Annotated in this window: 20 protein-coding genes and 1 tRNA gene; 11 read left to right on the top strand and 10 right to left on the bottom strand. The window is 66.1% G+C overall.

Annotated elements, in window-relative coordinates; genetic code table 11:
- Nucleotides 1–11 precede the first annotated feature (11 nt).
- The 3 genes from VF34_RS19265 to VF34_RS19255 are packed head-to-tail and all read right to left on the bottom strand — an operon-like array spanning nucleotide 12 to nucleotide 1573.
- The gene (locus VF34_RS19265) at nucleotides 12–458 is read right to left on the bottom strand and encodes a PaaI family thioesterase (protein ID WP_230595126.1); all 447 of its coding nucleotides are present in this window, start codon (nucleotides 456–458) and stop codon (nucleotides 12–14) included.
- On the bottom strand, nucleotides 455–796 hold the full coding sequence (locus tag VF34_RS19260; RefSeq protein WP_027496546.1) for an MGMT family protein: 342 nt from the start codon (nucleotides 794–796) through the stop codon (nucleotides 455–457). The genes VF34_RS19265 and VF34_RS19260 overlap by 4 nt, the downstream gene beginning before the upstream one ends.
- Nucleotides 797–1573 carry an alpha/beta hydrolase gene (locus tag VF34_RS19255; protein ID WP_032372875.1) on the bottom strand — a complete coding sequence of 259 codons (777 nt, stop codon included), beginning with the start codon at nucleotides 1571–1573 and terminating at the stop codon, nucleotides 797–799.
- A 120-nt stretch (nucleotides 1574–1693) separates the two neighbouring features.
- Here VF34_RS19255 and VF34_RS19250 point away from each other — a divergent pair, with 120 nt between their 5' ends.
- Together VF34_RS19250 and VF34_RS19245 are read left to right on the top strand one after the other, a co-directional pair.
- The gene (locus VF34_RS19250) at nucleotides 1694–5011 is read left to right on the top strand and encodes an ATP-dependent helicase (RefSeq protein ID WP_045841888.1); all 3318 of its coding nucleotides are present in this window, start codon (nucleotides 1694–1696) and stop codon (nucleotides 5009–5011) included.
- Nucleotides 5008–8415 carry an ATP-dependent helicase gene (locus VF34_RS19245; protein ID WP_032372682.1) on the top strand — a complete coding sequence of 1136 codons (3408 nt, stop codon included), beginning with the start codon at nucleotides 5008–5010 and terminating at the stop codon, nucleotides 8413–8415. The genes VF34_RS19250 and VF34_RS19245 overlap by 4 nt, the downstream gene beginning before the upstream one ends.
- Here the strand turns inward: VF34_RS19245 and VF34_RS19240 are convergent.
- Nucleotides 8378–8764 (bottom strand): DoxX family protein, encoded by a 387-nt coding sequence (locus VF34_RS19240; RefSeq protein WP_032370928.1) that lies wholly within the window; start codon nucleotides 8762–8764, stop codon nucleotides 8378–8380. The genes VF34_RS19245 and VF34_RS19240 overlap by 38 nt on opposite strands.
- A gap of 139 nt (nucleotides 8765–8903) precedes the next feature.
- Here VF34_RS19240 and VF34_RS19235 point away from each other — a divergent pair, with 139 nt between their 5' ends.
- Nucleotides 8904–9971: a potassium channel family protein gene (locus VF34_RS19235; protein WP_027496550.1), complete on the top strand. Its 1068-nt coding sequence runs from the start codon at nucleotides 8904–8906 to the stop codon at nucleotides 9969–9971.
- 23 nt (nucleotides 9972–9994) lie between these two features.
- Nucleotides 9995–10897, top strand: a complete 903-nt coding sequence (gene nudC / locus VF34_RS19230) for an NAD(+) diphosphatase (protein ID WP_032372874.1) — start codon at nucleotides 9995–9997, stop codon at nucleotides 10895–10897.
- Nucleotides 10898–10904: 7 nt separating this feature from the next.
- Here the strand turns inward: nudC and VF34_RS19225 are convergent, their stop codons facing one another.
- Complete coding sequence (locus VF34_RS19225; protein WP_032372681.1) at nucleotides 10905–11174, bottom strand: mycoredoxin; 270 nt, start codon at nucleotides 11172–11174, stop codon at nucleotides 10905–10907.
- Between the two features lie 122 nt (nucleotides 11175–11296).
- Between VF34_RS19225 and VF34_RS19220 the strand changes: the two genes are divergently transcribed.
- The 3 genes from VF34_RS19220 (at nucleotide 11297) to VF34_RS25360 (ending at nucleotide 14340) form a co-directional block, all read left to right on the top strand.
- Nucleotides 11297–13411, top strand: coding sequence for an ATP-dependent DNA helicase UvrD2 (locus VF34_RS19220; RefSeq protein ID WP_032372680.1), 2115 nt, complete (start codon nucleotides 11297–11299; stop codon nucleotides 13409–13411).
- Between the two features lie 143 nt (nucleotides 13412–13554).
- Entirely contained in the window at nucleotides 13555–13866 is a 312-nt protein-coding gene (locus tag VF34_RS19215; protein WP_032366326.1) for a hypothetical protein, read from the top strand.
- Between the two features lie 153 nt (nucleotides 13867–14019).
- Nucleotides 14020–14340, top strand: coding sequence for a WhiB family transcriptional regulator (locus VF34_RS25360; protein ID WP_027496555.1), 321 nt, complete (start codon nucleotides 14020–14022; stop codon nucleotides 14338–14340).
- Nucleotides 14341–14374: 34 nt separating this feature from the next.
- On the opposite strand, the gene VF34_RS19205 is transcribed toward VF34_RS25360, so the two are convergent.
- From VF34_RS19205 to VF34_RS19195, 3 genes are all read right to left on the bottom strand, one after another.
- Nucleotides 14375–15685, bottom strand: coding sequence for an ABC1 kinase family protein (locus VF34_RS19205; RefSeq protein WP_032372679.1), 1311 nt, complete (start codon nucleotides 15683–15685; stop codon nucleotides 14375–14377).
- Between the two features lie 95 nt (nucleotides 15686–15780).
- A complete protein-coding gene (locus tag VF34_RS19200) occupies nucleotides 15781–16668 on the bottom strand; it encodes a hypothetical protein (RefSeq protein WP_032372873.1) in 888 nt (295 codons plus the stop codon).
- A 123-nt stretch (nucleotides 16669–16791) separates the two neighbouring features.
- Complete coding sequence (locus VF34_RS19195) at nucleotides 16792–18195, bottom strand: zinc-dependent metalloprotease (RefSeq protein ID WP_032372678.1); 1404 nt, start codon at nucleotides 18193–18195, stop codon at nucleotides 16792–16794.
- 144 nt (nucleotides 18196–18339) lie between these two features.
- Between VF34_RS19195 and VF34_RS19190 the strand changes: the two genes are divergently transcribed.
- Complete coding sequence (locus tag VF34_RS19190; protein ID WP_032366559.1) at nucleotides 18340–19365, top strand: YlbL family protein; 1026 nt, start codon at nucleotides 18340–18342, stop codon at nucleotides 19363–19365.
- A gap of 15 nt (nucleotides 19366–19380) precedes the next feature.
- On the opposite strand, the gene VF34_RS19185 is transcribed toward VF34_RS19190, so the two are convergent.
- On the bottom strand, nucleotides 19381–19947 hold the full coding sequence (locus tag VF34_RS19185) for a PPA1309 family protein (RefSeq protein ID WP_155289464.1): 567 nt from the start codon (nucleotides 19945–19947) through the stop codon (nucleotides 19381–19383).
- A 288-nt stretch (nucleotides 19948–20235) separates the two neighbouring features.
- Here VF34_RS19185 and VF34_RS19180 point away from each other — a divergent pair, with 288 nt between their 5' ends.
- Entirely contained in the window at nucleotides 20236–23196 is a 2961-nt protein-coding gene (locus VF34_RS19180) for a UPF0182 family protein (protein ID WP_176457866.1), read from the top strand.
- A gap of 142 nt (nucleotides 23197–23338) precedes the next feature.
- On the opposite strand, the gene VF34_RS19175 is transcribed toward VF34_RS19180, so the two are convergent.
- The gene (locus tag VF34_RS19175; RefSeq protein WP_032366329.1) at nucleotides 23339–23908 is read right to left on the bottom strand and encodes a transglycosylase family protein; all 570 of its coding nucleotides are present in this window, start codon (nucleotides 23906–23908) and stop codon (nucleotides 23339–23341) included.
- A gap of 501 nt (nucleotides 23909–24409) precedes the next feature.
- On the opposite strand from VF34_RS19175, the gene VF34_RS19170 reads away from it, so the two are divergent.
- Both VF34_RS19170 and VF34_RS19165 read left to right on the top strand, forming a co-directional pair.
- Nucleotides 24410–24486 (top strand) — tRNA-Met (locus VF34_RS19170).
- Between the two features lie 105 nt (nucleotides 24487–24591).
- The gene (locus VF34_RS19165; protein ID WP_027496562.1) at nucleotides 24592–25104 is read left to right on the top strand and encodes a putative immunity protein; all 513 of its coding nucleotides are present in this window, start codon (nucleotides 24592–24594) and stop codon (nucleotides 25102–25104) included.
- Nucleotides 25105–25106 lie beyond the last annotated feature (2 nt).

Genomic DNA, 25106 nt, shown 5'->3' with positions numbered 1-25106 from the left:
GTGCGATCCCATCACGTCGGCAGCGGCACGTTCTGCAGTCGAACCTGGCCGCGCGCGATGGTCTTACCGCTGTCGGTCGCGGTGATCGTGACCAGCCAGAGTTGCTGAACGCGGCCCTGCTGCAACGGTTCCGCGAGAACATCCACCCGTCCGCCTTTGCTGGCGCGCAGTAAATCGGTTCCGTTGTGCACTCCGACCGCGAACTCGCCGCGATCCTTGACCGCCTCACTCGCACCGATGCTCGCGGCGCTTTCCACAGCGCTGGTATAGACCCCACCGTGCACGACGCCCCAGGGCGTGAAATGTTCCTCGGTCAACTCGATGTGCCCCGCTACCCGCGTGCCCGAGACCTCGTCGATCACCAGGCCGGCCGCGGCGACGAAAGTGCTCGCCTTGGACAGGGCGAACTTCGCCGTAGGGCGTGGATCGAACTGCCCGAGCCGATCTCCGATGTTCATCCTTCGAGATTAGTGGTCGACGTCGGAGGCTGGGGGAGCGCCCCGAAGTCGAAGCGAACGGACTTCAGCGACACTCGCCCGTCGCGGATCTCGACACCTTCACCGCGCAGCGTCTCGAGTTGTCTCGTCGCCAGATGCGCCGCAGGCTTTCCGCTAGCACCCAGGACACGATGCCACGGCAGATCGGCGGAGTCGGTCCGCATGATCCACCCGACGATGCGGGGGCTGGACAGGTCGGCCGCCGCTGCGATGTCCCCGTAGGTGGCAACGGAACCGACGGGAATTGACGCGACCAACGCGCGCACCCGTTCCACCTGCGCCTCGGTGATCGGAGCCATCTACAGCAGGGATCGCACCAGCTCGGCCACGTCGGCCGGCTTGGCCTGGCCGACCATGTGATCGCAGTCGAGTTCGACGGTGCGCAGGTTCTCGCCGAGCTTGTCTCTTAGCGCGGACACGAATTCTTCGGTCACATAAGGAGGTTCGACGCGCATGGCCCGCACCACGATGGTCGGGACGCTCTCGGCGGGCACCACGATCGGACGAGCGAGCTCGCCCCAAGTCGCAACGATGGCCGGAATCGACATTCGCCACGCGACCTTCCCGCCGTCGGCAGGGACCAGGTGATCGGCGACCTCGCGGTCGAGCAACTCGGTGGGCACGTCCGCCCAAGCCCCGTGGATCTTCTCCGAACGCGCCTCGTCGGCGTCGGTGTAATCGGGGGACTTCGCAGTGGCCTCGGCGACCTCGAGCAGCTCCTCCGGCGGCAAGGCAATCGCAGGATCGAGCAGCACCAGCGCGCGCACCACCTCCGGGAACCGCTGTGCGAGATGCACGGCCAACGCGCCGCCGTACGAATGTCCGAGCACCACGACCGGACCGCGCGCATGGGCGTCGAGCACGGCCTTCAGTGCGGTGACCTGAGCGTCGATGTCCCACGGTGGAACGGACGGAGAACGGCCGTGGCCGATCAGATCGGGAGCCAGAACGCGGGCCTCGGGCAGGTGATTCTCGGCGAGGTCCCACCAACGGGCACCGTGGCCGGTCACACCGTGAACGGCGAGGATTTCGGGACCGTCTGCGGGTCCGAACGTATGCAGATTCAACTCGGGCACGTGAACCACTATGCCGCATCGAAGGCCCCGGTTTCGAAAGGGACGGGTCGGCTGCCGCCCCCGGGCCGCCGGATCGGGGCACGGCCCTTCGTGTCGGTGGGTCGTGATTGCATGTCCCGCATGAGCACGGACGGCAGACACGGCGCGACGGTCACCCTCGTCCGTGCACCCAGGGTGGCGCAGCCGGCCCGCCGGTGGACCGATTCCGCTGCCCGGTTGCTGGCGTGGACCCCCGATTCGGCGGCGGAGGCGGCTCAGGGCGCTCCTCGATGGAACCCCTGGCAGGTGCTCGGCGGGCCCGGCTCGGGAAAGACAGCGCTCGTGGCCGACTACGCAGTCTCCCGAATCGTGTCCGGCGATCCGGAATCGGTCCTGGTGCTCACTCAGTCGAAGCGCGCGTCCATCACGCTCCGCGAGCAGATCACCGCCGGTCTGTTCAGCGGCGATCACGCGCTGCGCGCCACGCGCGAACCGCTGGTACGCACGGTGCACTCGTATGCGTTCGCGGTACTCAGGTTGCAGGCCTCCCTCTACGGCAATCCGCCTCCTCGACTGCTGACCGGTGCCGAGCAGGACGCGGTGGTCCGCGAGATGCTGCGGGGCGACATCGAGGACGGAGCGACCGACTGGCCGGATCGATTGCGCCCGGCTCTCGGTACCGCAGGATTCGTCACCGCGGTGCGAGACATGATGCTCCGATCCGCCGAGCGCGGAATCGGACCCGAGGATCTGGTCAAGCTCGGCCGCACGCACGGCAGACCCGAATGGATCGCCGTCGGCAAGTTCGCGGCTCGATACGAACAAGCCATGTTGCTGCGCGGCGCAGTCGGCGTCGAAGCCGCAGGGGCCACGGCACCGGGCCTCGACGCGGCCGAGCTCATCGGCAGCGCACTGATGGCGTTCGCCACCGACCCGGATCTGCTGCGCAGTGAGCGCGCCCGCATCCGGCACCTCGTCGTCGACGATGCACAGCACCTCGATCCGCAAGCTGCGCAGCTGATTCGGCTGATCGGCACCGATACCGAATCGACCGTGATCGCCGGGGACCCCGATCAATCCGTCTTCACGTTCCGTGGAGCGGATCCCACGTTCGTGGCCGATCTGCTCGATGCGGACTCGCCTCGACGGGTGGTCCTGACGCGGAACTTTCGATCGGTGCCTGCAGTGGCGGAACTGACCGACATCGTGGCGGGGCGACTGCCCGGGCTCGGTCGGCACCGCAGTCCCGAGCCGGTGGCCACGGCTCGGTTCGGCGAGCCGGAGGCCCGGGTGCACGTCGTGTCGTCGCCTGCCAAGGAAGCCGCGATCATCTCCGACGCCGTGCGACGCGCGCACCTGATCGACGGAATGCCCTGGTCCGAGATGGCGATCGTCGTGCGGTCGGTCCCGCGCACCGTCGCGCCGCTGCGTCGCGCTCTGCACGCGGCCGGTGTCCCCATGATCACCCCGGCTTCGGAGTTGCCGTTGCATCGCCAGCACGGAGCGGTGGGCTTGCTGCTGGTGCTGCGGGCGATCTCCGACCCGTCGTTCGACGGAGAAGATGCGCTGGCTCTACTTTCCGGCCCCATCGGGGGTGCCGATCCGGTAGGTCTGCGGCGGCTGCGCCGAGGTGTCCGCAGACTCGAACTGGCCTCGGGTGGCGAGCGCGATTCGGCCGAACTGCTCAGAGTCGTTCTCACCGGCGAGACGCGAGAGAAGTTCGGGTGGATCACTGGTCTGTCGGACGTGGAAGCGGCACCGCTGCGACGAGCACTGAGCGTCGTTCGTAAGGCGCGAGCGGTGGCTCGGGAAGGCCGCGGAGTCGAGGATGTGCTGTGGGCTGCGTGGCAGGCGTCAGGACTCGAGCGGCGTTGGTCCGCCGCATCCGCGTGGGGTGGATCCGCGGGTGCTCAAGCCGATCGAGACCTCGACGCGGTGGTCGCACTCTTCGACGCCGCGGCGGCCTACGTCGACAGGTTGCCGCGCGCCCAGTTGGGCGGATTTCTCGATTACATTGCGCAGCAACAGATTCCTACCTCGAGCTCGAATCGTTCGACCGCGCCGGCCGATGCGGTGACGCTGCTCAGCGCGCACTCGGCAGCCGGTCGCGAATGGGAACTGGTGGCGGTCGCCGGGGTTCAGGAGGGGCTGTGGCCGGGTCTGCGAGCGCGCGGCAGCCTCCTCGGAACCGACACCCTCGTCGATCTGGTGTCCGGCAAGGTCGACGCGGCTGCGGCCCTCGACGGACGACTGTCGAAAGCTGCACCGCTACTCGCCGAGGAACGCAAGCTCTTCCTCGTGGCGTGCAGTCGCGCGCGCTCCACTCTGCTCGTCACTGCCGTGGACTCGAGCACCGGCGATACCGATCTGGTTCGCTCCCGATTCGTCGACGAACTCCGAGGAGTCGACGGCGACGCAGATCCCGTCCCGCTGCCCGAAGTTTCCGAGCCGCCGACCCCGCACCGGGTGTTGGCATTACCGATGTTGGTCGCCGAGCTTCGCGGGGTCGTCTGCGATCCCGTTGTTGCCGAACATGATCCGGACAAGCGAGCACGCGCCGCGCGGCACCTGGCCACACTCGCCGAGGCCGGCGTCCGAGGCGCACATCCCGACGAGTGGTTCGGGATTGCGGGGCTCAGCACCAGCGAGCCCCTGTGGCACCTCGGCGACGGGCCGGTCCCGCTCTCGCCATCGACGGTGGAACAGCTCACCACCTGCCCGCTGCGCTGGATGCTCGAACGTCACGGAGGAAACGACGGCACCAACACTCACGCCGTCACCGGAACCCTCGTGCACACTCTGGTGCAGGCAGTGGCAGGCCGGATTCCACCGGACCAGCTCAGGCGGGCACTCGAGACGGCCTGGGATGCAGTCGATCTCGGATCACAGTGGTTCTCGCGTCACGAGCTCGATCGAACCGGGGCGATGCTCGACACGTTCGAGAATTGGCTGCAGGGCACCCGAGGCGAGCTCACCGAGGCGGGCGTCGAGGTACAGGTCGACGGCATTCTGGCCGCCCGATCCGAGGACGAGCCTGCGGTCGCCCTGCGCGGCCGGATCGATCGGCTCGAACACGATCCGGACGGCCGCCCGGTCGTCATCGACGTCAAGACGGCCAAAACGGTGATGTCCAAGGAAGACGCGCGCAATCACCATCAATTGGCTACGTATCAGGTCGCCGCTGCCGCGGGCGCAATCGAGGGAGAGCCCGCGGGCGAACCCGGGGGTGCCCGGTTGGTGTTCGTGGCCAAACCGCACAACAAGGACGGCGCAACGCAGCGGATCCAGGAGGTGCCGACACCGGAGAAACTCGAGGAATGGCGAGACACCGTCCACCGGGCGGCCTCGGCGACGCAGGGTCCCGTCTTCGAAGCCAGAGTCAACGACGGGTGCAGACATTGCCCCGTCAAATCCAGTTGCCCGGCCCACGAGACAGGACGGCAGGTGACCGAGCAGTGACCGCCTCGGCGACGCGCAGCGCAACCGTGCGGGTCTCACCCGTCGAACTGTCCCGCGCCCTCGGGCAGAAGCACCCACCCACCGACGAGCAGGCGGCGGTGATCGCCGCCCCACCCGGTCCGACGCTCGTCGTGGCAGGCGCAGGGGCTGGGAAGACCGAGACGATGGCCGCGCGAGTGGTGTGGATGGTGGCCAACGGGTTCGTCGATCCGGATCAGGTACTCGGACTGACCTTCACCCGCAAGGCTGCGCAGCAACTGACGTCCCGAATCCGCGCTCGGCTGGCGCGGCTCGCCGGGTCGGATCTGGTGCGCGCGCTGGATCCGAGTCTGGCACTGCGCGAACGGATTCTCGCCGCCGAGCCGGAGGTGAGCACCTACCACTCGTATGCCGGGCGACTGCTCACCGAGCACGGCCTGTTGCTGCCCATCGAGCCCTCCGCGACGCTGCTGTCGGAGACCGAACTGTGGCAGCTCGCGCATCGTGTGGTCAGCACGTGGGACGGCGATCTCGACACCGACCGAAATCCCACGTCGGTGACCGAGGCGGTACTCGCCCTCTCCGGTCAGCTGGCCGAGCATCTGGTGGACCCCGACCAGCTGCGCGAGGCGCACGTGGAACTCGAGAAATTGGTGCACACACTCGGCCCCGGTCCGCGTCAACGTGGTGGGCCGACCAAGGAGCTGCTCAACATCCTCGATGCCCAACATCAACGAATCACGTTGCTGCCGTTGGTGGAACGACTCGCGCAGACGCTTCGGCACGAAGGGGCACTGGATTTCGGTTCGCAGATGTCGATGGCGGCGCGGGTCGCGGCCGAACATCGCGAAGTGGGAATCGCAGAGCGGCAACGCTTTCGGCTCGTTCTGCTCGACGAATACCAGGACACCGGTCATGCCCAGCGGGTGCTGCTGTCCTCACTGTTCGGATCCGGTAGCGATGCCACCCTGGCGCTGACAGCCGTGGGCGATCCGATGCAGTCGATCTACGGGTGGCGAGGGGCGTCAGCGGCGAACCTGCCGCGGTTCGCCACCGATTTCCCGCAGGCGGACGGCAGTCCCGCACCGCGGCTCGAACTCCTCACCAGCTGGCGCAACCCGCCCGAGGCACTCGCTCTCGCCAATCTGATCACCGACCCCCTGCGCCGCGTCGGTGTACCGGTGCCGACCCTGCGGGCCCGGCCGGGCGCGGTGCCCGGCGATGTACGGCTGGCCGTCACCGACACCGTCCTCGACGAACGGGAATGGATCGCCGACCGAATAGCCGAGCACTACCGCGACGCCCTCGAACTGGACCGGCCTCCGCCCAGTGCCGCGGTACTCGTGCGGCGCAACGCCGATGCCGAGCCGATCGCCGAGGTGCTGCGTAGCCGTGGCCTACCCGTCGAGGTGGTCGGGCTCGGCGGATTGCTGCATGTGCCGGAGGTCGCCGACATCACCGCGATGCTGCGTCTGGTGGCCGATCCGACTGCGGGCAGCTCGGCCATGCGTATCCTCACGGGCTCCCGATGGCAGATCGGGGCCGCCGATCTGCGGGCGCTCGCTCAGCGCGCCAAGGAGCTCGAGATTCGGGGCGGCTACGGCACCGCGGGCCGTGTCGACGACCCACAGGCGCTCGACGCCGCGCTCGGAAGTGCCCTGCCGGGGGAACAGTCGGAGCAGGCCGGTCTGGCCGACGCCATCGCCGATCCAGGTTCGGCCGAACGATATTCGGAGGCCGGGCACCGACGCATCACTGCGCTCGCCGGAGAACTACATCTGTTGCGCGACCGTATCGGGCAGCCGCTGACGGAACTGGTCGCCGACATCGAACGCATCATGGGCATCGGCGTCGAAGCGCAGGCGCGGACACCGTTCGGTGTGGATGGGGCAGTCGGGCGCGAGCATCTCGACGAATTCGCCCATGTGGTGGCCGATTACGCCGACAATCCAACGGCCACGGTCACCGGATTCCTGTCGTTCCTCGCGGCGGCCGAGACTGTCGAGGACGGGTTGGCTCCGGGGGAGGTCGATGTCGCCCCGCATCGAGTACAGGTGCTGACGGTGCATTCGGCGAAGGGCCTCGAATGGGAGGTCGTGGCCGTACCGCACGTGGCGACCGGAGTGTTCCCGTCCTCGAACGCCTCGTCGACCTGGCTCGGGGCGATGGCCGAACTGCCGCCGTCCCTGCGCGGCGACCGCGCTCTCGACGGTGAGGGTTCCGAGGGGGTACCGGTACTCGAGCTCGAGGACCTCTACAACCGAAAGGACCTCGAGGACGCCGTCAAGCGGCACAAGGATGCGCTCGCTCGGCGTCGGCTCGCCGAGGATCGTCGACTGTTCTACGTTGCACTCACCAGAACCGAACGGGTGCTGCTGGTCTCGGCGCATCAGTGGGACGAGACGTCCACGAAGCCTCGTGGCCCGTCCGAGTTTCTCGACGAGCTCCACCGGTACACCTCGACGGCAGAGGACGCCGTCGCGGTGGTCGAGCAGTGGGCACCGGCCCCCGAAGCCGGAGCCGTCAACCCGTTGGGGGCCGAGCCGCATACGGCATCCTGGCCGCGAGATCCGCTCGGGCCGCGGCGAGGCGCGATCGAGAGTGGTGCGGCCGAGGTTCTGCGGGCCCTGGCCGACAGGGCCGGCTCCCACCATGATTCGGACGAAGACGAGGACGAGGACGACCCGGAGAAGTGGGGCTTCGACGTCCGGACCTTGCTGGCCGAGCGCTCGGCGCGGGCCGTTGCCGGGGTCGATGTCGCACTACCCGAGAACCTGTCGGTGACTCAGCTGGTCGACTTGGCAGCAGATCCGGATGCGCTCGCCTCGCGAATGCGCCGGCCACTTCCGTTTCCCCCGAATCCGTTGGCGCGCCGTGGAACAGCGTTTCACGCGTGGATCGAGCGCCGGTTCGGCGCGACCCGACTGCTCGATCTCGACGAACTACCGGGCTCCGCCGATACCGGTGCTTCTGCCGATGTGGACCTGGACACTCTTCAGCGGGCATTCGAGGCCTCCGATTGGGCTCTGCGCAGCCCGGTGGAGGTGGAGGTGCCGTTCGAGACATCGGTGGCAGGAACGGTGCTGCGCGGTCGGATCGACGCGGTGTTCGCCGACCCGGACGGCGGCTGGACCGTCGTCGACTGGAAGACCGGAGCCGAACCGTCTGCGTCCGAGCAGCAGGCGGTGGCGATGCAGCTGGCGGCGTACCGGCTGGCGTGGGCGGAGTTGATGTCCGTCGGCCGTGCCGAGCCGGTACCGCTCGATCGCGTCCGTGCGGCGTTCCACTACGTCCGAAGCGGTCGTACCATCTCGCCCGAAAAGCTGCCTGACGCAACAGCTTTGGCGGCGCTACTCGAAGGTCGATCCGTCGTGGACGACATCGACACTACGGTGCCAGTCGACGAGCTTTCAGGGCCTCGGTGACCAGTGGGATCTGCAGGGGGAGACGAGCGATCATGGCGGCCTTCAAGGCCGGTGACGTCTTGGAGCTGCGTACGTACTTCCATGCGAGGTTGATGTTGGCGGGGAAGACCGCGACGAACAGGCCCGCTGCCAACGCACCGCCCACTCGACGGGTGCGGGGTGCGGCCAACGTGGCAGCCACAGCGAGCTCGGCTACTCCCGATACCTGGGTGTACGTCCGCGCCGAACCTGGCAGGGCGGTCGGTACCTGCGCATCGAAGAATTGGGGAGTGACGAAATGGAGTACTCCGGCGCCGGCGAGCAATCCCGCGAGACGCAGCGCTGCGGCCTGACTCGGTCTCTGTGTCATGCACACACCGTGCCACACAGTGCTGCATCCGCCCATCCGGTCCGCTCGAAGCGGTCGGTTGTCGACGCAGAAGCGCGGCATGGGGTTACGCTGCGTGCCGTGAATGATCTCGACTTCGGTGAGCACCTCGGTGGGCGACGTGGGAGGTAGGTTGCGCACGCGCCTGGGGGACAGCGGCGCGTTGACCGACAAGCCCGATTTCGCGCTGGTAGGTGTGCTGAGGGTTCCGGAAATCGAATCCAGCCCGTGGAGCGCGATCTACAAGCGGGTTCTGATGGCGCTGGGAATTCTCTTTCTCGCGGCGTTCGTCGTCTACCTCGATCGCGACGGCTACAGCGACAATCAGAACGGCGAGCTGTCGTTCCTCGACGCGTTCTATTACGCGACGGTGTCGTTGTCGACCACCGGATACGGTGACATCGCGCCGATGAGTCCGTCTGCGCGGCTGGTCAACATTCTGGTCATCACCCCCTTGCGAGTCCTGTTCCTCATTCTGTTGGTCGGCACCACGCTGTCGGTTCTCACCGAGCGGTCTCGACAGGCATTCAAAATTCAGCGATGGAGACGCAGCGTGCGCAATCACACCGTGGTCATCGGTTTCGGTACCAAGGGCCGAACCGCAGTCGACGCGATGCTCGGCGACGGAGTGTCGGCCTCGGACATCGTCGTGGTCGACACCGACCAGACCGTGCTCGACGCGGCCTCGGCGATGGGTCTGGTCACCGTCCACGGCTCGGCCACCAAGTCCGATGTGCTTCGGCTCACGGGCGCTCAACATGCCGCGGCCATCATCGTCGCGACCAATCGCGACGACACGGCGGTCCTGGTGACGCTGACGGCCAGAGAAATCGCTCCGAAGGCCAAGATCGTCGCGGCGATCCGAGAGGCCGAGAACACGCACCTGGTGCGCCAATCCGGCGCGGACTCGGTGGTCGTCTCGTCCGAAACTGCGGGTCGGCTGCTCGGAATTGCCACGTCCACACCGTCCGTCGTGGAGATGATCGAGGATCTTCTCACCCCGGAGGCAGGCTTCGCCGTCGCAGAGCGAGAGGTGGAGCGGGACGAGGTGGGCGGTTCACCGCGTCACCTGGCCGACATCGTGTTGGGAGTGGTTCGGGGCGGCAAGCTGTTCCGGGTCGGATCACCCGAGGTCGACGCGATCGAGGCAACCGACCGACTGCTGTACATCCGTCGCGTGGCCGACTGAGCAGGCCCAGTAGGGTCGTGAGCGTGCCGAATTTTCAGCTCGTCCATCCACCTCGACTGTCTCGATCACCGCTCGACCGGGCCGAGGAATTGCGCCGCGACACAGCGGCACTGGCCGCCGGTTGGTCCACGGCTCGCATACTCGACGTGGACGGTCGCGGCAGATTCGCAGTGGACGACGGTGGTCTGGTCTTCGTCGACGCCGCAGACCTGGCCACGGAACCGACCGAGGACGCGGTCTTCCTCGGAATTCATGGAGATCGTCACCTGTGGACCCGGCGCGTGGAACTCGTCCAGGGCACGTTGGGAGATCTGCGCACCGACGGTGAGCGCCTCGACAGTGTGTCGCTGTCGATGGTCACCGGGGCTCTGGCCATCCTCAATTGGCACGCCAGTGCGCGGTTCAGCTCGCTCGATGGCGCTCCGTCCGTTCCGTCGGCTGCAGGCTGGTCGCGGACCAGCACGTCCTCGGGTCACGAAGAGTTTCCGCGCACCGATCCTGCGGTGATCTGCCTGGTTCACGACGGCGCGAATCGAGTGCTGTTGGCGCGCGCGCCGATGTGGCCCGAACGTCGATTCTCGGTGCTGGCGGGATTCGTCGAGGCCGGCGAATCGCTGGAGACCTGCGTCGCGCGAGAGATCAAGGAAGAAGTGGGGCTGGACGTCTCCGGCATCGAATACCTGGGCAGTCAGCCGTGGCCGTTTCCGCGTTCGGTGATGATCGGCTTCTCGGCCGTCGCCGACCCGGATCAGCCGCTCGCGTTCCAGGACGGCGAGATCGCCGAGGCGCACTGGTTCGAGCGGACCGAGGTCGTCGCCGCCCTCGAACTGGGCGACTGGGGATCGGACTCGACGTCTCGATTGCTGCTTCCCGGGTCCATCTCTATCGCCCGCGGAATGCTGGAGGCGTGGGCAGCGACGACCTGACGCCCGATCAGAGCGAGAGAGCGCGCTTGACCTCGGCGAGGCTGGGATTGGTTGCCGTCGATCCGTCCGCGAACTGCACGGTGGGCACGATGTGGTTTCCGTTGTTGACGCTGCCGACGAACTCGGCGGACTCGGGGTTCTGCTCGATGTCGATCTCGGAGTAGGCGATTCCCGCCTCGTCGAGCTGAGTCTTGAGCCGGCGGCAGTACCCGCACCAGGTGGTGGAGTAGACGGTCAGAACGGCCGGGGTCTGTGGGGTGTTCTCGGTAGTGGTCACGGAGACAGTCAACAGCAGGGCGCAGGTGATTGTTCCGTGACGGCCGCCTCGGCGAGTCTCGGCGAGTCTCGGCGGCGTCGGGCCCGGACATCGCTGTCGGTAGGCACTGACACAATGGACCCATGGCTGACGACGCGATGACTGCCGGGCTCGATCCGGAGCAATCCGCGGCAGTGCTGGCCCCTCGCGGTCCGGTCTGTGTGCTCGCCGGGGCAGGAACGGGCAAGACCCGCACGATCACTCGACGCATCGCGCATCTCGTGTCCGCGGGGCACGTGTCCTCCGGCCAGGTGTTGGCGGTCACCTTCACCGCGCGGGCGGCCGGTGAGATGCGCGGCCGTCTTCGAGAACTCGGCGTCGGGGGAGAGGGTCCTCCGGTGCAGGCCCGTACCTTCCACGCTGCCGCGATGCGCCAGCTCAAATATTTCTGGCCACAGGTCGTCGGCGACACCGGGTGGCAGCTGCTCGACCGTAAGTTCACCGTCGTCTCGCAGGCGGCTAACCGGGCCGGCGTGTCCACCTCCACCGACGCCATCCGCGACCTCGCGGGCGAGATCGAGTGGGCGAAAGGCTCGTTGATCGCCCCCGAGGACTACCCGCGCATAGCGGCGAGCAACCGACGCGACGTGCCCATGGACGCAGCCAAGGTCGCTGCGGTGTACGCGGGATACGAAGAACTCAAATCTCGCGGCGGCGACGGCATGTTGCTCGACTTCGACGATCTGCTGTTGCACACCGCCGCGGCGCTCGAAGAGCACTCCTCGGTGGCCGACGAATTCCGAGAACGCTATCGCTGCTTCGTCGTCGACGAGTATCAGGACGTGACGCCGCTCCAACAGCGGGTTCTCGACGCCTGGGTGGGCGATCGTGACGACCTCACCGTCGTCGGGGATGCGAATCAGACGATCTACTCGTTCACCGGAGCATCCCCTCGCTACCTGCTCGACTTCTCTCGCAAGTATCCCGAGGCCACGGTTGTCCGTCTCGAACGTGACTACCGATCGACACCGGAGGTCGTGTCGTTGGCCAATCGCGTGATCGGTGCCGCGCGGGGTCGCATTGCGGGCACTCGGCTGCAGCTGATCGGTCAGCGTGATTCCGGTCCGGAGCCGGAGTTCTTCGAATACGACGACGAGCCCGCCGAAGCGGACGGAGTGGCACGCGCGGTGAAGAGGTTGATCTCGAAAGGCGTCGAGCCTGCCGAGATCGCAATTCTGTACCGCATCAATGCGCAGTCCGAGGCGCACGAGCAGGCCCTGACCGAGCTGAAGATTCCCTATCAGGTTCGCGGCGGCGAGGGTTTCTTCACTCGACCCGAAGTGCGGCAGGGAGTCAATGCACTGCGCCAGGCTGCTGGCCGAGACGATCTACCCGACGGCTCTCGTTCCGGGGACGGCCTGACCGGTCTGGTTCGGGCCGTGCTGGCTCCACTGGGGTTGACCGCTACCGAGCCGACCGGTGCGCAGGCGCGGGAGAAGTGGGCCTCCCTGGGAGGTCTCGTGCAACTCACCGAGGAATTGTTGTTGCACGACCCCGAACTGACCCTCGACTCACTTCTCGGTGAACTCGCGGCTCGCGCCGAGGCGCGACATCCACCGACGGTGCAGGGCGTGACGCTGGCCTCGCTGCATGCGGCGAAGGGGCTCGAGTGGGATGCAGTGTTCATCGTCGGGCTTGCCGACGGAACGCTGCCGATATCTCACGCGATCGGCAACGATCCCAGTGCGAACAACGAGGCCGCCGTCGAGGAGGAGCGTCGCCTTCTCTACGTGGGTGTCACCCGGGCGCGGGTCCACCTGCACCTGTCGTGGGCCCTGGCCCGTAACGAGGGTGGGCGCAAGTCGCGTCGCCGCTCCCGATTCCTCGTCGGATTGGTGCCCGAGGATTCGCCCGCGTCGCGCATCGCGGCACCCGCGGCCAAGAGGTCCGGGCCCAAGTGCAGAATCTGCGGTAAGCCGCTGATCGGGACGTCGGCCACGATGCTCGGACGATGCGATAGCTGCCCGTCCAACGTGGACATCGCCCTGCTCGACGCGTTGAAGTCGTGGCGCCTGGACAAGTCTCGTGAACTCAAGGTGCCCGCATACGTCGTGTTCAGTGACAACACGTTGACTGCTATCGCGGAACAGCAACCGCAGGACGAGCGTGGACTCGTTGCGATACCGGGAATCGGGGCCAAGAAGCTCGAGCGCTTCGGCGAGGACGTGCTCACGGTGGTGCGGTCCTCCGACCGGTAACCGTCCGTCGAACAGCTGCCGTAAAACTGCTGGTCAAAAATAACTTGTGCAGATCTCGGCGGGGGGCTTAGTCTGTTTCTCGTGTCGCGGGAGACCGCACACTGCCCAGTCCGCCCACGAGACCAGAACAGGAGCTGAAGAACATGATCGACACATTCGACATCGCCGGTGCAAGAGCAACCGTCGTGCTCAGCCCTGTCTGCGGTGCAACGCCCTTCGGCGATGCGCTGGTCGGTACGCCCGCTGCTGCGGCCGTAGCCGCCGGCTCGGTTGCGCAGACGTGGATTCGTCCCACCGCTTTCGGCCCGATGCACCAGTCCGCATCGGAAGCCCTCGGGTCGAATTCCGCCCCCGGCGTCCTGGCGTTGGCAGCACCCGCTGTGTACACCCATCGACGTCACCGCGCACCACGCGCGTCCGTGTTCGACAGCAGATACCGACTTCACTGTAGGTAGACGCTTCGATTTGCCCACCAGGCCACGGACCCGCACTCGCGGACCGTGGCCTTTGTCGTTCAGGTAGATCCTCTACCCGAGCGTGAGGCCGACATGGTTCGCATCACCCCTCGAACCGATAACGACGCCGCACGAAAAGTAGAGGAGACCGACGTGTCAACCGCCACGATCCGGACGACATGCCGACCAGAGTCCGAAAGCACCTACGCAGCAACAAGTTTCGCCGAATCGGCGGAGCTCGAGCTGTCGGTGCCTTGCCGAGCGGCGAACCCCGACATGTGGTTCGCCGACACCCCTGCCGAATTGGAGCAGGCCAAGGCGCTGTGCGCCGAATGCCCCATCCGCCGAACCTGTCTCAGCGCCGCATTGGATCGCGCCGAGCCATGGGGCGTATGGGGTGGCGAGATCCTGGAACAGGGTGTTGTCATCGCACGCAAGCGTCCTCGCGGACGGCCACGTAAGAACGCGGCATGAAGCTCGATCCGGAGGTCCGGCTTCACCGAGTGATTCACTCGGTGAAGCCGGGCAACCATTCCGTCAGAATTGCCATGTACGGCGCATAGGCGTCGAGCTGCGCGCAGATTCCCACCAGGCCGCCCAGTACCCGGAAGATCATCACGTACTCCGGCGGCATGTTCAGCGAGCGAACGGTGCGGAACTGTGCGCTGTTGAAATCGGCTGCGGTGCCTGCCGCTTTCTGCAGCCACGCCCGAGTGAAGTGAAAAGACTCGGTGTGAATCGGGTCTGTGAACGGGCGAAGGTAATCGGCAATTTCCTTCTCTGTCACCGTGCGACCCGGCACCACGAAGCCACTCTCGGTGCACAGTTCGACCAGCTCGTCGAACTTGTCGTCACGAGCGAGTGCGACCATCCGGCCGAGGACCGGAGGCAGGCCGTCGGGCATCGGAGCACATGCCCCGAAATCGATGACGCCCATTCGGCCGTCGTCGAGCATCATGAAGTTCCCCGGATGTGGGTCTGCGTGCAACAACTTCGCGCGCGCAGGAGACTCGAACGCGAACCGCGCGAGTAGTTCGCCGGCTCGATTACGCTCGTCCGCAGTTCCGTGCGCGATCACATCGGCCAGGGGCCTGCCCGTCATCCATTCGCTTACAACCACTTTCGGGGCGCTGGCGACGATCTTGGATACCGCGAACCGAGGATCGCCCGCGAATTCCTTGCTGAAGGCGCGCTGATTGGCTGCCTCGATGCGGTAGTCGAGCTCGTCCTCGGTGCGCGCCGTCAGCTCTTCGAGCACGGGCTTGACGTCCGTACCGGCGAGCACCGTGCTGAACAGATTCGCGAAACGAGACAGAGTCTTGAGGTCCGACCGCAAGGCGTCGTCCGCACCCGGATACTGGATCTTGACCGCGACGTCGCGCCCGTCCGCCCATGTGGCTCGGTGGACCTGGCCGATGCTGGCCGAGGCGATTGCGGTGTCGTCGAAACTCTCGAACCGTGATCGCCACGCCGTACCCAGTTGTTGATCGAGTACGCGATGCACTGTCTTGGCCGGCATGGGCGGGCCCTGAGCCTGCAGCTTCGTCAGTGCCTCACGGTAGGGCTCCGAATACTCCTCGGGGACGGCGGCTTCCATCACCGACAGCATCTGACCGAGCTTCATGGCCCCGCCTTTGAGCTCTCCGAGGACGGAGAAGAGTTGCTCGGCTGCTTTGGCGGCCATGTCCGCGTCGATCTCGTCGCGGTTTCCGCCGGCGAGCTTCTTTCCGAAGCCCATCGCGGCACGTCCGGCCATTCCCAGGGGAATGCTGGCTAGTTTCGCGGTACGAGTGGATCCACGGCGCGGTATGTCTGACACAGCTCCATCATGGCTGAACCTTCCGACAAATGCTCGGACCGGTGAAACCGTGGCCTCGACTGCCGAGGTGGGCGGGTGGTCGAGTGACCGTGTCGTCAGTACCAGCAATCGCAGTGCGGATGTCGCGTCCACTGTCTTTTGTGCACGGACGTACCGGTTGCCGCGAAACTCAGCTCCATCGTGCAGTCGGTGGTTTCGGGCATCGTTCCGTCCGTGCGATCGATGAGGGTCTCGAGTTGCGCGAACGCGAACGCCGCCGTGGCCAACACCGTGGCGGTACTCGCCTGGCCCACCGTGCCGAGCAGATGTGCGGACAGGTGCGGCCACTCCGGATCGAGATCACAGCGGGTGAGATCGGCGCAGCGCAGGCAACTCGTCTGTCCGGGCACCACGAACGGGCCGACGATTCCTTTCCCGTCCCGCAGTCGCACCTGCAGGTGCGGGATCCTTTTCCGCACCAGATCGGTCACCAGGCGGGGCTCGGCGACGAGGTCGTCGGTGAGCACGACCACGTCGTACTGCCACGAGTTCACGGCGAGGTGCGGATAGCGTGTCGGGGTCAGGCTCGTTCTGGTCACCGCGACACTGGTGCGCCGCAACCCAGCGGTCAGCGCATCCGAGAGCGGCCCACGGCCCACGAGATGCACGGAACGAATGTCGCGCAGTTCACTCGACGGAGCGTCCGCGTTGCTCGACGCCGGGCCACTCGTGCCGTGCACGAGCAGGCCGGAATCGTCCAATTCGGCGAGCATCGACGACACTCGGTTCGCGGACAAACCCAACGTCATTGCGTGACAGACGATGTGAGGCCTGGAACGTCCTGCCGCGAGAAGCCGCAGGATCTCGAGTATCGAGCCCGGTTCCGCACCGGGAGGGGGAGTGACGACGACGCTGGTCTCGGGGCTCCACCCCAGTTGAACGGTTCCGTCCCGTCGCGGCAGGATGGCCACCGCGGGATCGAGTCGAACGGTCGATGTGATCATGAACCACACTGTGACACTCGGTCCGACGGCAAACGCCCGCTCGAAGCACGTTATCCACAGGGGAAAATGGGCTTCGAGCAGGCGTTCGACGGGGCCGACGGCATTGGTGTGCGCCGTCCGGGTTCAGGGTGTGGAAGAGCCTTTGTCCGGATGGTCGTCGCCGTCCTCCGAGACGTCGTCCGTGCCGTGTTCCGCTCGTTCGGCGGCCTCTTTTGCCTCCATCGCCTCGAGTTGCGCGATGGGGTCGTCGAAGCTGGAGGTGCCGCCGCCCACGACTCGGTCGATGAATGCCGCCGGATTGTCCAGGTCGGATGCGTCGGGCAGGAGATCCGGGTGTGCCCACACCCCGTCGCGGCCCTCCACGTCCGCGGCGGCCAGTAGTTGGCGCCACAGATCGGCGGCCTCGCGCACCTTGCGGGGACGCAACTCGAGACCGACCAACGTCGCGAACGTCTGCTCTGCCGGGCCGCCGGAGGCGCGGCGACGGCGAATGGTCTCGGCGAGGGCAACCGCGCCGGGGAGACGGTCGCCGAGTGCGGCCGTGACCACGGTCTCCACCCAGCCCTCCACCAGTGCCAGCAACGTTTCGAGACGTTCGAGAGCGTGCTTCTGCTCGGGTGTGGTCTGCGGCTCGAACGAACCCTGCTGCAGCAGCGCTTCGATCTTCGACGGATCCGTCAGCGCCGACGGGTCGAGCCCGGCAGCGGCTTCCTCGATTGCCGAGAAATCCATGCGGATGCCGCGAGCATATTCCTCGACAGTGGCGAGAACCCGCTGGCGCAGCCACGGGACGTGGCTGTACAGCCGCTGGTGTGCAGCCTCGCGGGCGGCCAGGAACACCAGCACCTCACGCTCGGGCTGTTCGAGACCTTCGCTGAACGACGCGATCGCCGACGGTAGCAACGCGGCGGTGCCCGACGGGCCGAGCGGGAGACCGATGTCGGTGGAGGTGAGAACTTCCTTCGACAGTTGGCCCAGTGCCTGACCGAGTTGCGAGCCGAACGCCATTCCGCCCATCTGGGTCAGCATGCCCATCATCGGTCCGGCCATCTGCTGAGCCTCCGGCGGTAACCCGGAGGTCCACATGCCCGAAATCTGCTCGGCGACCGGATCGCACAGCCGCTTCCAGGTGTCGATGGTGTTGTCGAGCCAGTCGACCGGCGTCCACGCTGCAGTCTTGGTGGCACCGGCAGGCAATGTGGTGGCACCGTCCAGCCAGAGCTCGGCGAGGTGGGCGGCCTCGGTGATGGCCTCACGCTCCCCGGCCGACACCGGGCTGAAATCGCCCATCTGCTGTCGGGCCAATTGCTTGGCGAGGTCGTAATTGACCGGTCCGGCCGACGATCCGCCCGACCCCGCGGCACCCATGCCGCTGAGCATCTGGCCGAACTGGGTGAGCATCTGGCCCAGTTGTGCAGGGTCGAAGCCCTCGGCCCCGAACCCGAAACCGGCGGGGTTACCCGACCCGTCCGGATCCTTCTTCTTGTCCGGGTCGTCGTCGGAAGCACCGAAACCAAAATTGCTCATGGCTCAACGGTACAAGCCATGAGCACTCGGAGCGCGAAAGATCGTCACGCTGACGGCGAACAGAACGGCTTCGTCGCATCGTGCGTCGGGCTCCGGCAGGGGCGGTATCCACGCCGCCGCACGTTCGGATCTAGTGTCTACCGAGTGAACCGAAGGATCGCCACACTCGTCGCAGCGCTGGTACCGGTCGTGGTGCTGGGCGTCACCGGCTCGGTCGTCACCGTTCCGTTCGCGGCACTCGGCCCCGGGCCGACCTACAACACTCTCGGTGACGTCGACGGCGTGCCCGTAGTCCAGATCGATGGCACCGACGTCGACCCCACCGCAGGCCATCTGAACATGACGACGGTGGCCGTGCGGGATCAGCTCAATCTTTTCGAGGCTCTCGGGTTCTGGGCCAGTGGGCGTCAGGGACTGGTCCCTCGTGAGGAGGTATACCCACCGGACAAGTCGAAAGAGGAAGTGCAGGAAGGTAATCAGGCCGATTTCGAGCAATCGGAATCCAGTGCCGAACTCGCCGCTCTGCATCACCTCGACCTCCCTGTGTCACTGTCGGTGACGAGCGTGGCCCAGGACGGCCCCGCCGCAGGCGTGCTGAACATCGGAGACACTCTGGTTGCGGTGGGCGGCACCCCCGTCTCGACGGCAGGCGCGGTTCGCGAGGCCGTCAGCGCCAAGGCACCCGGCGATTCGCTCGACATCGACTACGTGCGTGATGGTGCCCCTCGTACGGGTTCCGTTGTGCTCGGGGCCAGGCCGGACGATCCCTCCAAGGGATATCTCGGTGTGACGCCCGAGGAGCAGCCGGACGTTCCGTTCGACGTGAAGTTCAATCTCGCCGACGTCGGTGGTCCGTCCGCCGGCTTGATGTTCAGCCTCGCGGTGGTGGACAAACTGAGTCCCGGCGAGCTGAGCAACGGCGAATTCGTGGCGGGAACCGGCACGATCGACGCAGCGGGAACGGTCGGCCCCATCGGCGGTATTCCGTACAAGCTGATAGCAGCTCGTGAGGCAGGGGCCACCACGTTCCTGGTGCCCGACGCCAATTGTGGTGAGGCGCAACAGAATGTGCCCGACGGTCTGCGCTTGGTGCGAGTCGAATCGCTGGACAACGCGATCGACTCGCTCCGAGCGATCGGGTCGGGCGAAGACGCTCCGACGTGTAGCTGACCCGCTCGGTCGTGCTTACTCGTCGTCGACCACATCGAACGTCGCGTACAGACCGTGGACGACGTTGGGTGCCAGGTCCTCGGCGATGCGAAGGTCGACGGGAGCGAACGGATCGGCGTCCTCGTCCGGATGCAGTTGCAACAACGTCAACGACGGCCCGTCCTTGAGCACTGCCACGATCAGCCGCGCGTCACGCTTCTCGGGATGGTTCTCGGCGGCCGATCGCGCCGCGTTGTCGGCCGCGTCGGGATCTGCGAGAAGCGGCATCAGCGCATCGTCGAGTGCCGACTCCGCCGCCGGGGGGAGTACGACGATCTCTTGGACGAGTGCGCATCCCACGACGCCCTCGGGCCACGTCGACGTGGCGAGGAATTCGTCGAGGGCGGGGGAGCCGCCGGTGATGTCCTCGGGCAACGAATGCTGCTGGATCGGTGTGAGTGCAGCACCGTCGGCCAGATCGTCGAGCAGGCCGGGTTCTGCCGCGGCGAGGGCAGCGGTGGGCACCAGCGCGAACATCTGGGGCGATTGGCCCCACCCGCCCGCGTCGACGAAGTCCGCCACCTCACGCGCGCACCGAGCCAATGCCTCGGCGACGCCGGGTCCGCCCGACTCGGGGTCGAAGTCGTCTCCGAAATGTTCCTGGCCGGGCAGTCCGTCACTGTCGTTGCTCACCGCACTATCCTCGCATCCGAATGGTTCCACGAATGTCGATGCTCCTGACCTGCGATCCGGCGGGGCCGCAGTACGGGCGTCACAGCCGTAGGATCAACGTACGTACAGTAGGGCGAAACGGACATGCGGCGCACGCGAGGTGCGCCGTGACAGTCATCTGCGGCGCCATCGGCGTCGCCCGAAGTTGGAGTGTGGCACGTGGGCATGAGGCCCCCCACCGGTATGCCGTCGTTGTCGCGGCGAAGCCGGATCTTGCTCGTATTGGCCTTGGTAGTAGCAGCTTTGCTGCTCATCGGTCCGCGGTTGATCGATATCTACACGAACTGGTTGTGGTTCGGAGAAGTCGACTTCCGCGGCGTCTACACCACCACTCTGTTGACCCGGTTGGTGATCTTCCTCGTCGTCTCGGTCGTCGTCGGGCTCATCGTCTTCGGCGCGCTGGTCGTCGCGTATCGCAATCGCCCGGTGTTCGTTCCGGTGGCCGGACCCAACGATCCGATCGCTCGATACCGCACCACGGTGATGAGCCGATTGCGGTTGTTCGGCATCGGAATCCCGGTCGTGTTCGGTTTCCTGTCCGGCATGATCGCGCAGACGAACTGGGTCACCGTGCAGCTGTTCCTGCATGGCGGCGACTTCGGCCAGACCGACCCGCAGTTCGGCCTGGACGTCGGGTTCTACTCGTTCGATCTGCCGTTCTACCGCTTCATCCTGAACTGGCTGTTCGTTGCCATCCTGGTCGCATTCTTCGCAAATCTGGTGACGCAGTACGTCTTCGGCGGCATTCGTCTCGCCGGCCGAGAAGGAGCGCTCACCCGTGCGGCGCGGATTCAGCTCGCTGTGCTGGCCGGCACCTTCGTCCTGCTCAAGGCCATCGCCTACTGGTTCGACCGATACACGTTGTTGTCGAGCAGTCGTAAGGAGCCGACGTTCACCGGTGCCAGCTTCACCGACATCAATGCGGTGCTGCCGGCGAAGCTGATTCTGTTGGCCATCGCGGTCATCTGCGCGATTGCCTTCTTTGCGGCCATCTTCCTTCGTGACCTCAGAATCCCCGCCTTGGCCACAGCCCTGTTGGTGTTGTCGTCGATCCTCATCGGTGCCGTCTGGCCGTTGGTGATGGAACAGTTCTCGGTTCGTCCGAACGCGGCCGACAAGGAGAGCACGTACATCGAGCGCAACATCGCGGCAACGAGGTCTGCGTACGGCTTGACCGATGACGTGGTCTCGTACCGCGACTATTCGGGTGAAGCGTCGTTGAGCCCGAGCGAAGTGGCATCGGAGTCGGCCACGATGTCGAACATCCGGTTGCTCGATCCGAACATCCTTGCGCCGACATTCACTCAGCAGCGTCAGATCCGTAACTTCTACGGATTCCCCGACACACTGGCCGTCGACCGCTACCCGGACGCGGACGGCAACCTCCGCGACTACGTCGTCGCCGCGCGTGAGATCTCACCGCAGACTCTCGACGCGAACCAGCGTGACTGGATCAACCGCCACACCGTGTTCACGCACGGAAACGGCTTCGTTGCTGCTCCTGCCAACTCCGTCGACGAGGCTGTCGCCGACGAGTCCAGCGGCGGGCGTGGTGGTTATCCCAACTACCAGGTGAACTGGATCGAGAACAACGCCGAGGGAACCGTGCGTAAGGACGGCCCAGGTGACCTCGATCAGCCGCGCATCTACTTCGGCCCGGTCATCGCGAATTCCGACGCCGACTACTCCATCGTCGGCTCGGCCGGCGAACCCCGTGAGTACGACACGGACAGCAAGAGCTACTCCTACACCGGTGCAGCGGGTGTCGACGTCGGCAACTTCTTCAACCGACTCGTGTTCGCGAGCAAGTACGCCGAGCGCAACATCCTGTTCTCGAGTGTGATCGGTGACGAATCGAAGATTCTGTTCAACCGTGATCCCCGGGACCGTGTGCAGAAGGTCGCGCCCTGGCTTACCACCGACGGTTCGACGTACCCGGCGATCGTCGACGGCAAGCTCGTCTGGATCATCGACGGCTACACAACGCTGGACAACTTCCCGTATGCCCAGCGGATGTCGCTCGAGGATGCCACTGCCGACAGCATCGAGTCGACGACGACGCGCGCACTGCCGAGCCGGGAAGTCTCGTACATCCGGAACTCGGTCAAGGCCACCGTCGACGCCTACGACGGCACTGTCAAGCTGTACGAGCAGGACGAGAACGACCCGGTGCTCAAGGCATGGGAAGGCGTGTTCCCCGGAACGGTCATCCCCAAGAGCGAGGTGTCTCCGGAATTGCGGGATCACTTCCGGTACCCGGAGGACCTGTTCAAGGTTCAGCGTGAACTGCTGACGAAATACCACGTCAACGATCCGCGAGAGTTCTTCACCAACAACGCGTTCTGGGAGGTTCCGACCGACCCGACCGCGGAGAACACTGCCGCCAAGCAGCCTCCGTACTACGTCGTCGCGTCCGATATCTCCAACGAGGAGAACCAGGCCTCGTTCCAGCTGACCAGTGCGCTGGTGGGGTATCGCCGAGAAGTGCTGGGCGCGTATGTCAGCGCGGATTCGGATCCGGAGAACTACGGCAAGATCACCGTGCTGAGGCTGCCGACCGATACGTCCACTCAGGGCCCGAATCAGGTACAGAACCAGATGACGACCACGACGGACGTCTCCGAAAGCCTCGGCATCGTGCGCCGGGAGAACACTGTCGAGTTCGGCAATCTTCTGACCCTGCCCGTGGGCAACGGCGGTCTGATCTATGTGGAGCCGGTGTACGCCTCGCGCACCAACGAGGCGTCGGCGTACCCGCAGTTGATCCGGGTGTTGGTCTCGTACGAGGGTCGTGTCGGTTACGCCGCCACGCTGCCCGAGGCCATCGAGCAGGTATTCGGGGCCGGTGCCGGACGGACCGTCACGGCGCCGGGGGAGACCGACGGCAGTACCCAGCCGGGTGCCGTACCCGAGACGACCCCGTCCGAGGGCGGTTCGACGCCGGCGAATCCGGCTCCGTCCACCGGTGGGTCGACCACCAGGGACGCCGCTGTCACCGGGTTGAACGACGCACTCTCCGCCGTGCGCACTGCACAGCAGAGCGGCAACCTGGCGCAGCTCGGCACCGCGCTGGAGAACCTGCAGACGGCTGTCGACGCGTACAACCGGGCCGGTAGCTGATCGGCACGGTTTCACCGGGCTGACAGAAACGACAGAGCCGCCTCACCGAATCGGTGAGGCGGCTCTGTCGTTGTTCGCTACACCGGATGCGCTGGGCATCGCGGCGAGCGGAACGAGGCAGTTCTAGCGAACTGCCGGTGAATCAGCGTCCGATGGGCGCGAGCACAGGAGCGTTCGCAGCAACGAAGTGCTGGAACTGGGTGCTCAGGCCGTACTGGTCGGCGAGCTTGGATGCTGCATCGAATGCGCCCTGAGCGGCCTGTGCGGCTGCTGCGGCCTCGGGTGCGACGGCAGGCGCGGGGGCAGGTGCCGGAGCCGGAGCTGCCTGGGGAGCCGGTGCCGGTGCCGCTTCGGGCTCGGCTGCCGATGTACCGGTGGTCAGCTGCTGACCGCAGACGGGCCATGCGCCCGGTCCCTGGCTCTGCAGGGTGTTCTCCGCGACGCGGATCTGCTCGGCCTTGGAGGCGTTGGCCGGGGATCCGGTTCCGCCGTTGGCCGTCCAGGTGCTCTGCGAGAACTGCAGGCCGCCGTAGTAGCCGTTTCCGGTGTTGATGCTCCAGTTGCCACCGCTCTCGCACTGTGCGACGCCGTCCCAGTTGTGGGGGGCTGCGTTGGCGGTTCCGGCAGAAACGCCGAGCGGAATGGCGACGGCTGCGCCGGCGATGGCGGCCAATCCGAGTGCGCGCTTACCGAAGTTGTTCTGAGTGGTCATGCGGGGTGAATCCTCTCCGCGCTCGACTGGCGCGACTGGCCTGCGAATCGTTACGCCGGTGGTGATGGCGATGACGACCAGGCACTTCGTATCGTCGCGGCTCTGCCCCCGTACGTATTGGGGACCACACCCGCGGGGCAGAGCGAAAGAAGCGGCGGGGTGGTGCAAGCCCAGCGGTTTAGGGCCGTCCGTGAAGGTAGTCGAGGATTCACTCACCGTCACTGAGCGGATATGGGATGCGACCCGTCCACATAGTGGGATCGGCCCCCCTGTTCGTGCAGCTCGAGCCGCATTGTGGCGGGAATGTTTCACCTTCGTGACCCGACCGTTATGTGACTCGAAACACGCAAGAAAAGAGACCCGGAGCACTATTTAGAGGGGCTGCGAACGTGCTGTTCGGGTCGGCTCGGCCGCGCGTCGAGCATGATCGACTGGACCGAGCACCCCGTGGTCACGTGATTTGCATTCGTCGTACACGCAGGGGTAACTTCGTAGATGCAACGCGGGGTGGAGCAGCTCGGTAGCTCGCTGGGCTCATAACCCAGAGGTCGCAGGTTCAAATCCTGTCCCCGCTACCACTCGAAAAGCCCGAGACCATACGGTCTCGGGCTTTTTTGTGCTCTGATAGCCACCGTGCAATCACGTTGGACTGCCCGATGCCCGTGCGAAGAGGGCGACCGAGGATGATCCTGCCCGCTGTTCGAGATCCCCGGCTCGTCACGGCCCGGCGCGGGGGACTGCTGTCCGATGACGATCATCGGGCCCTGGCGCTCTGGGCTGCTGCCTGTGCCGAACACGTGCTGCCCCTGTTCGAGAGCTCGGTTCCGTCGGACGCCAGACCGCGGGAAGCCATCGACGGGATCGGCGCGTGGGTACGCGGTGAGCTGCCGATGATGGAGACCCGCGCCCTCGGCGGACACGCGATGGGCGCAGCGCGTCCCCTTCGCGGAGCGGCTCGATTCGCCGCCTACGCCGCAGGTCAGGCCGCATGCGTGGCGCACGTGGCCGAACACGACCTCGGAGCAGCGGCATACGCCATCAAGGCAGTTCGAGCTGCGGCACCGTCGTCGAGCGCAGCCGCCGCGGCGTATGCGGAAAATGAGTGGCAGAGGGAACAGCTGCCGGACAGCGTGCGGGCTCTGGTGTTGGAGGACCAGCACAGGAGAAACAGCATCTGCTGGTACGTGTTCGAGTAGAT

This window comes from Rhodococcus sp. PML026, assembly GCF_000963615.1.
Lineage (GTDB): Bacteria > Actinomycetota > Actinomycetes > Mycobacteriales > Mycobacteriaceae > Rhodococcoides > Rhodococcoides fascians.
Note: the sequence above shows the minus strand (reverse complement) of the source record. Positions and strands in the feature narration are given on the sequence as shown.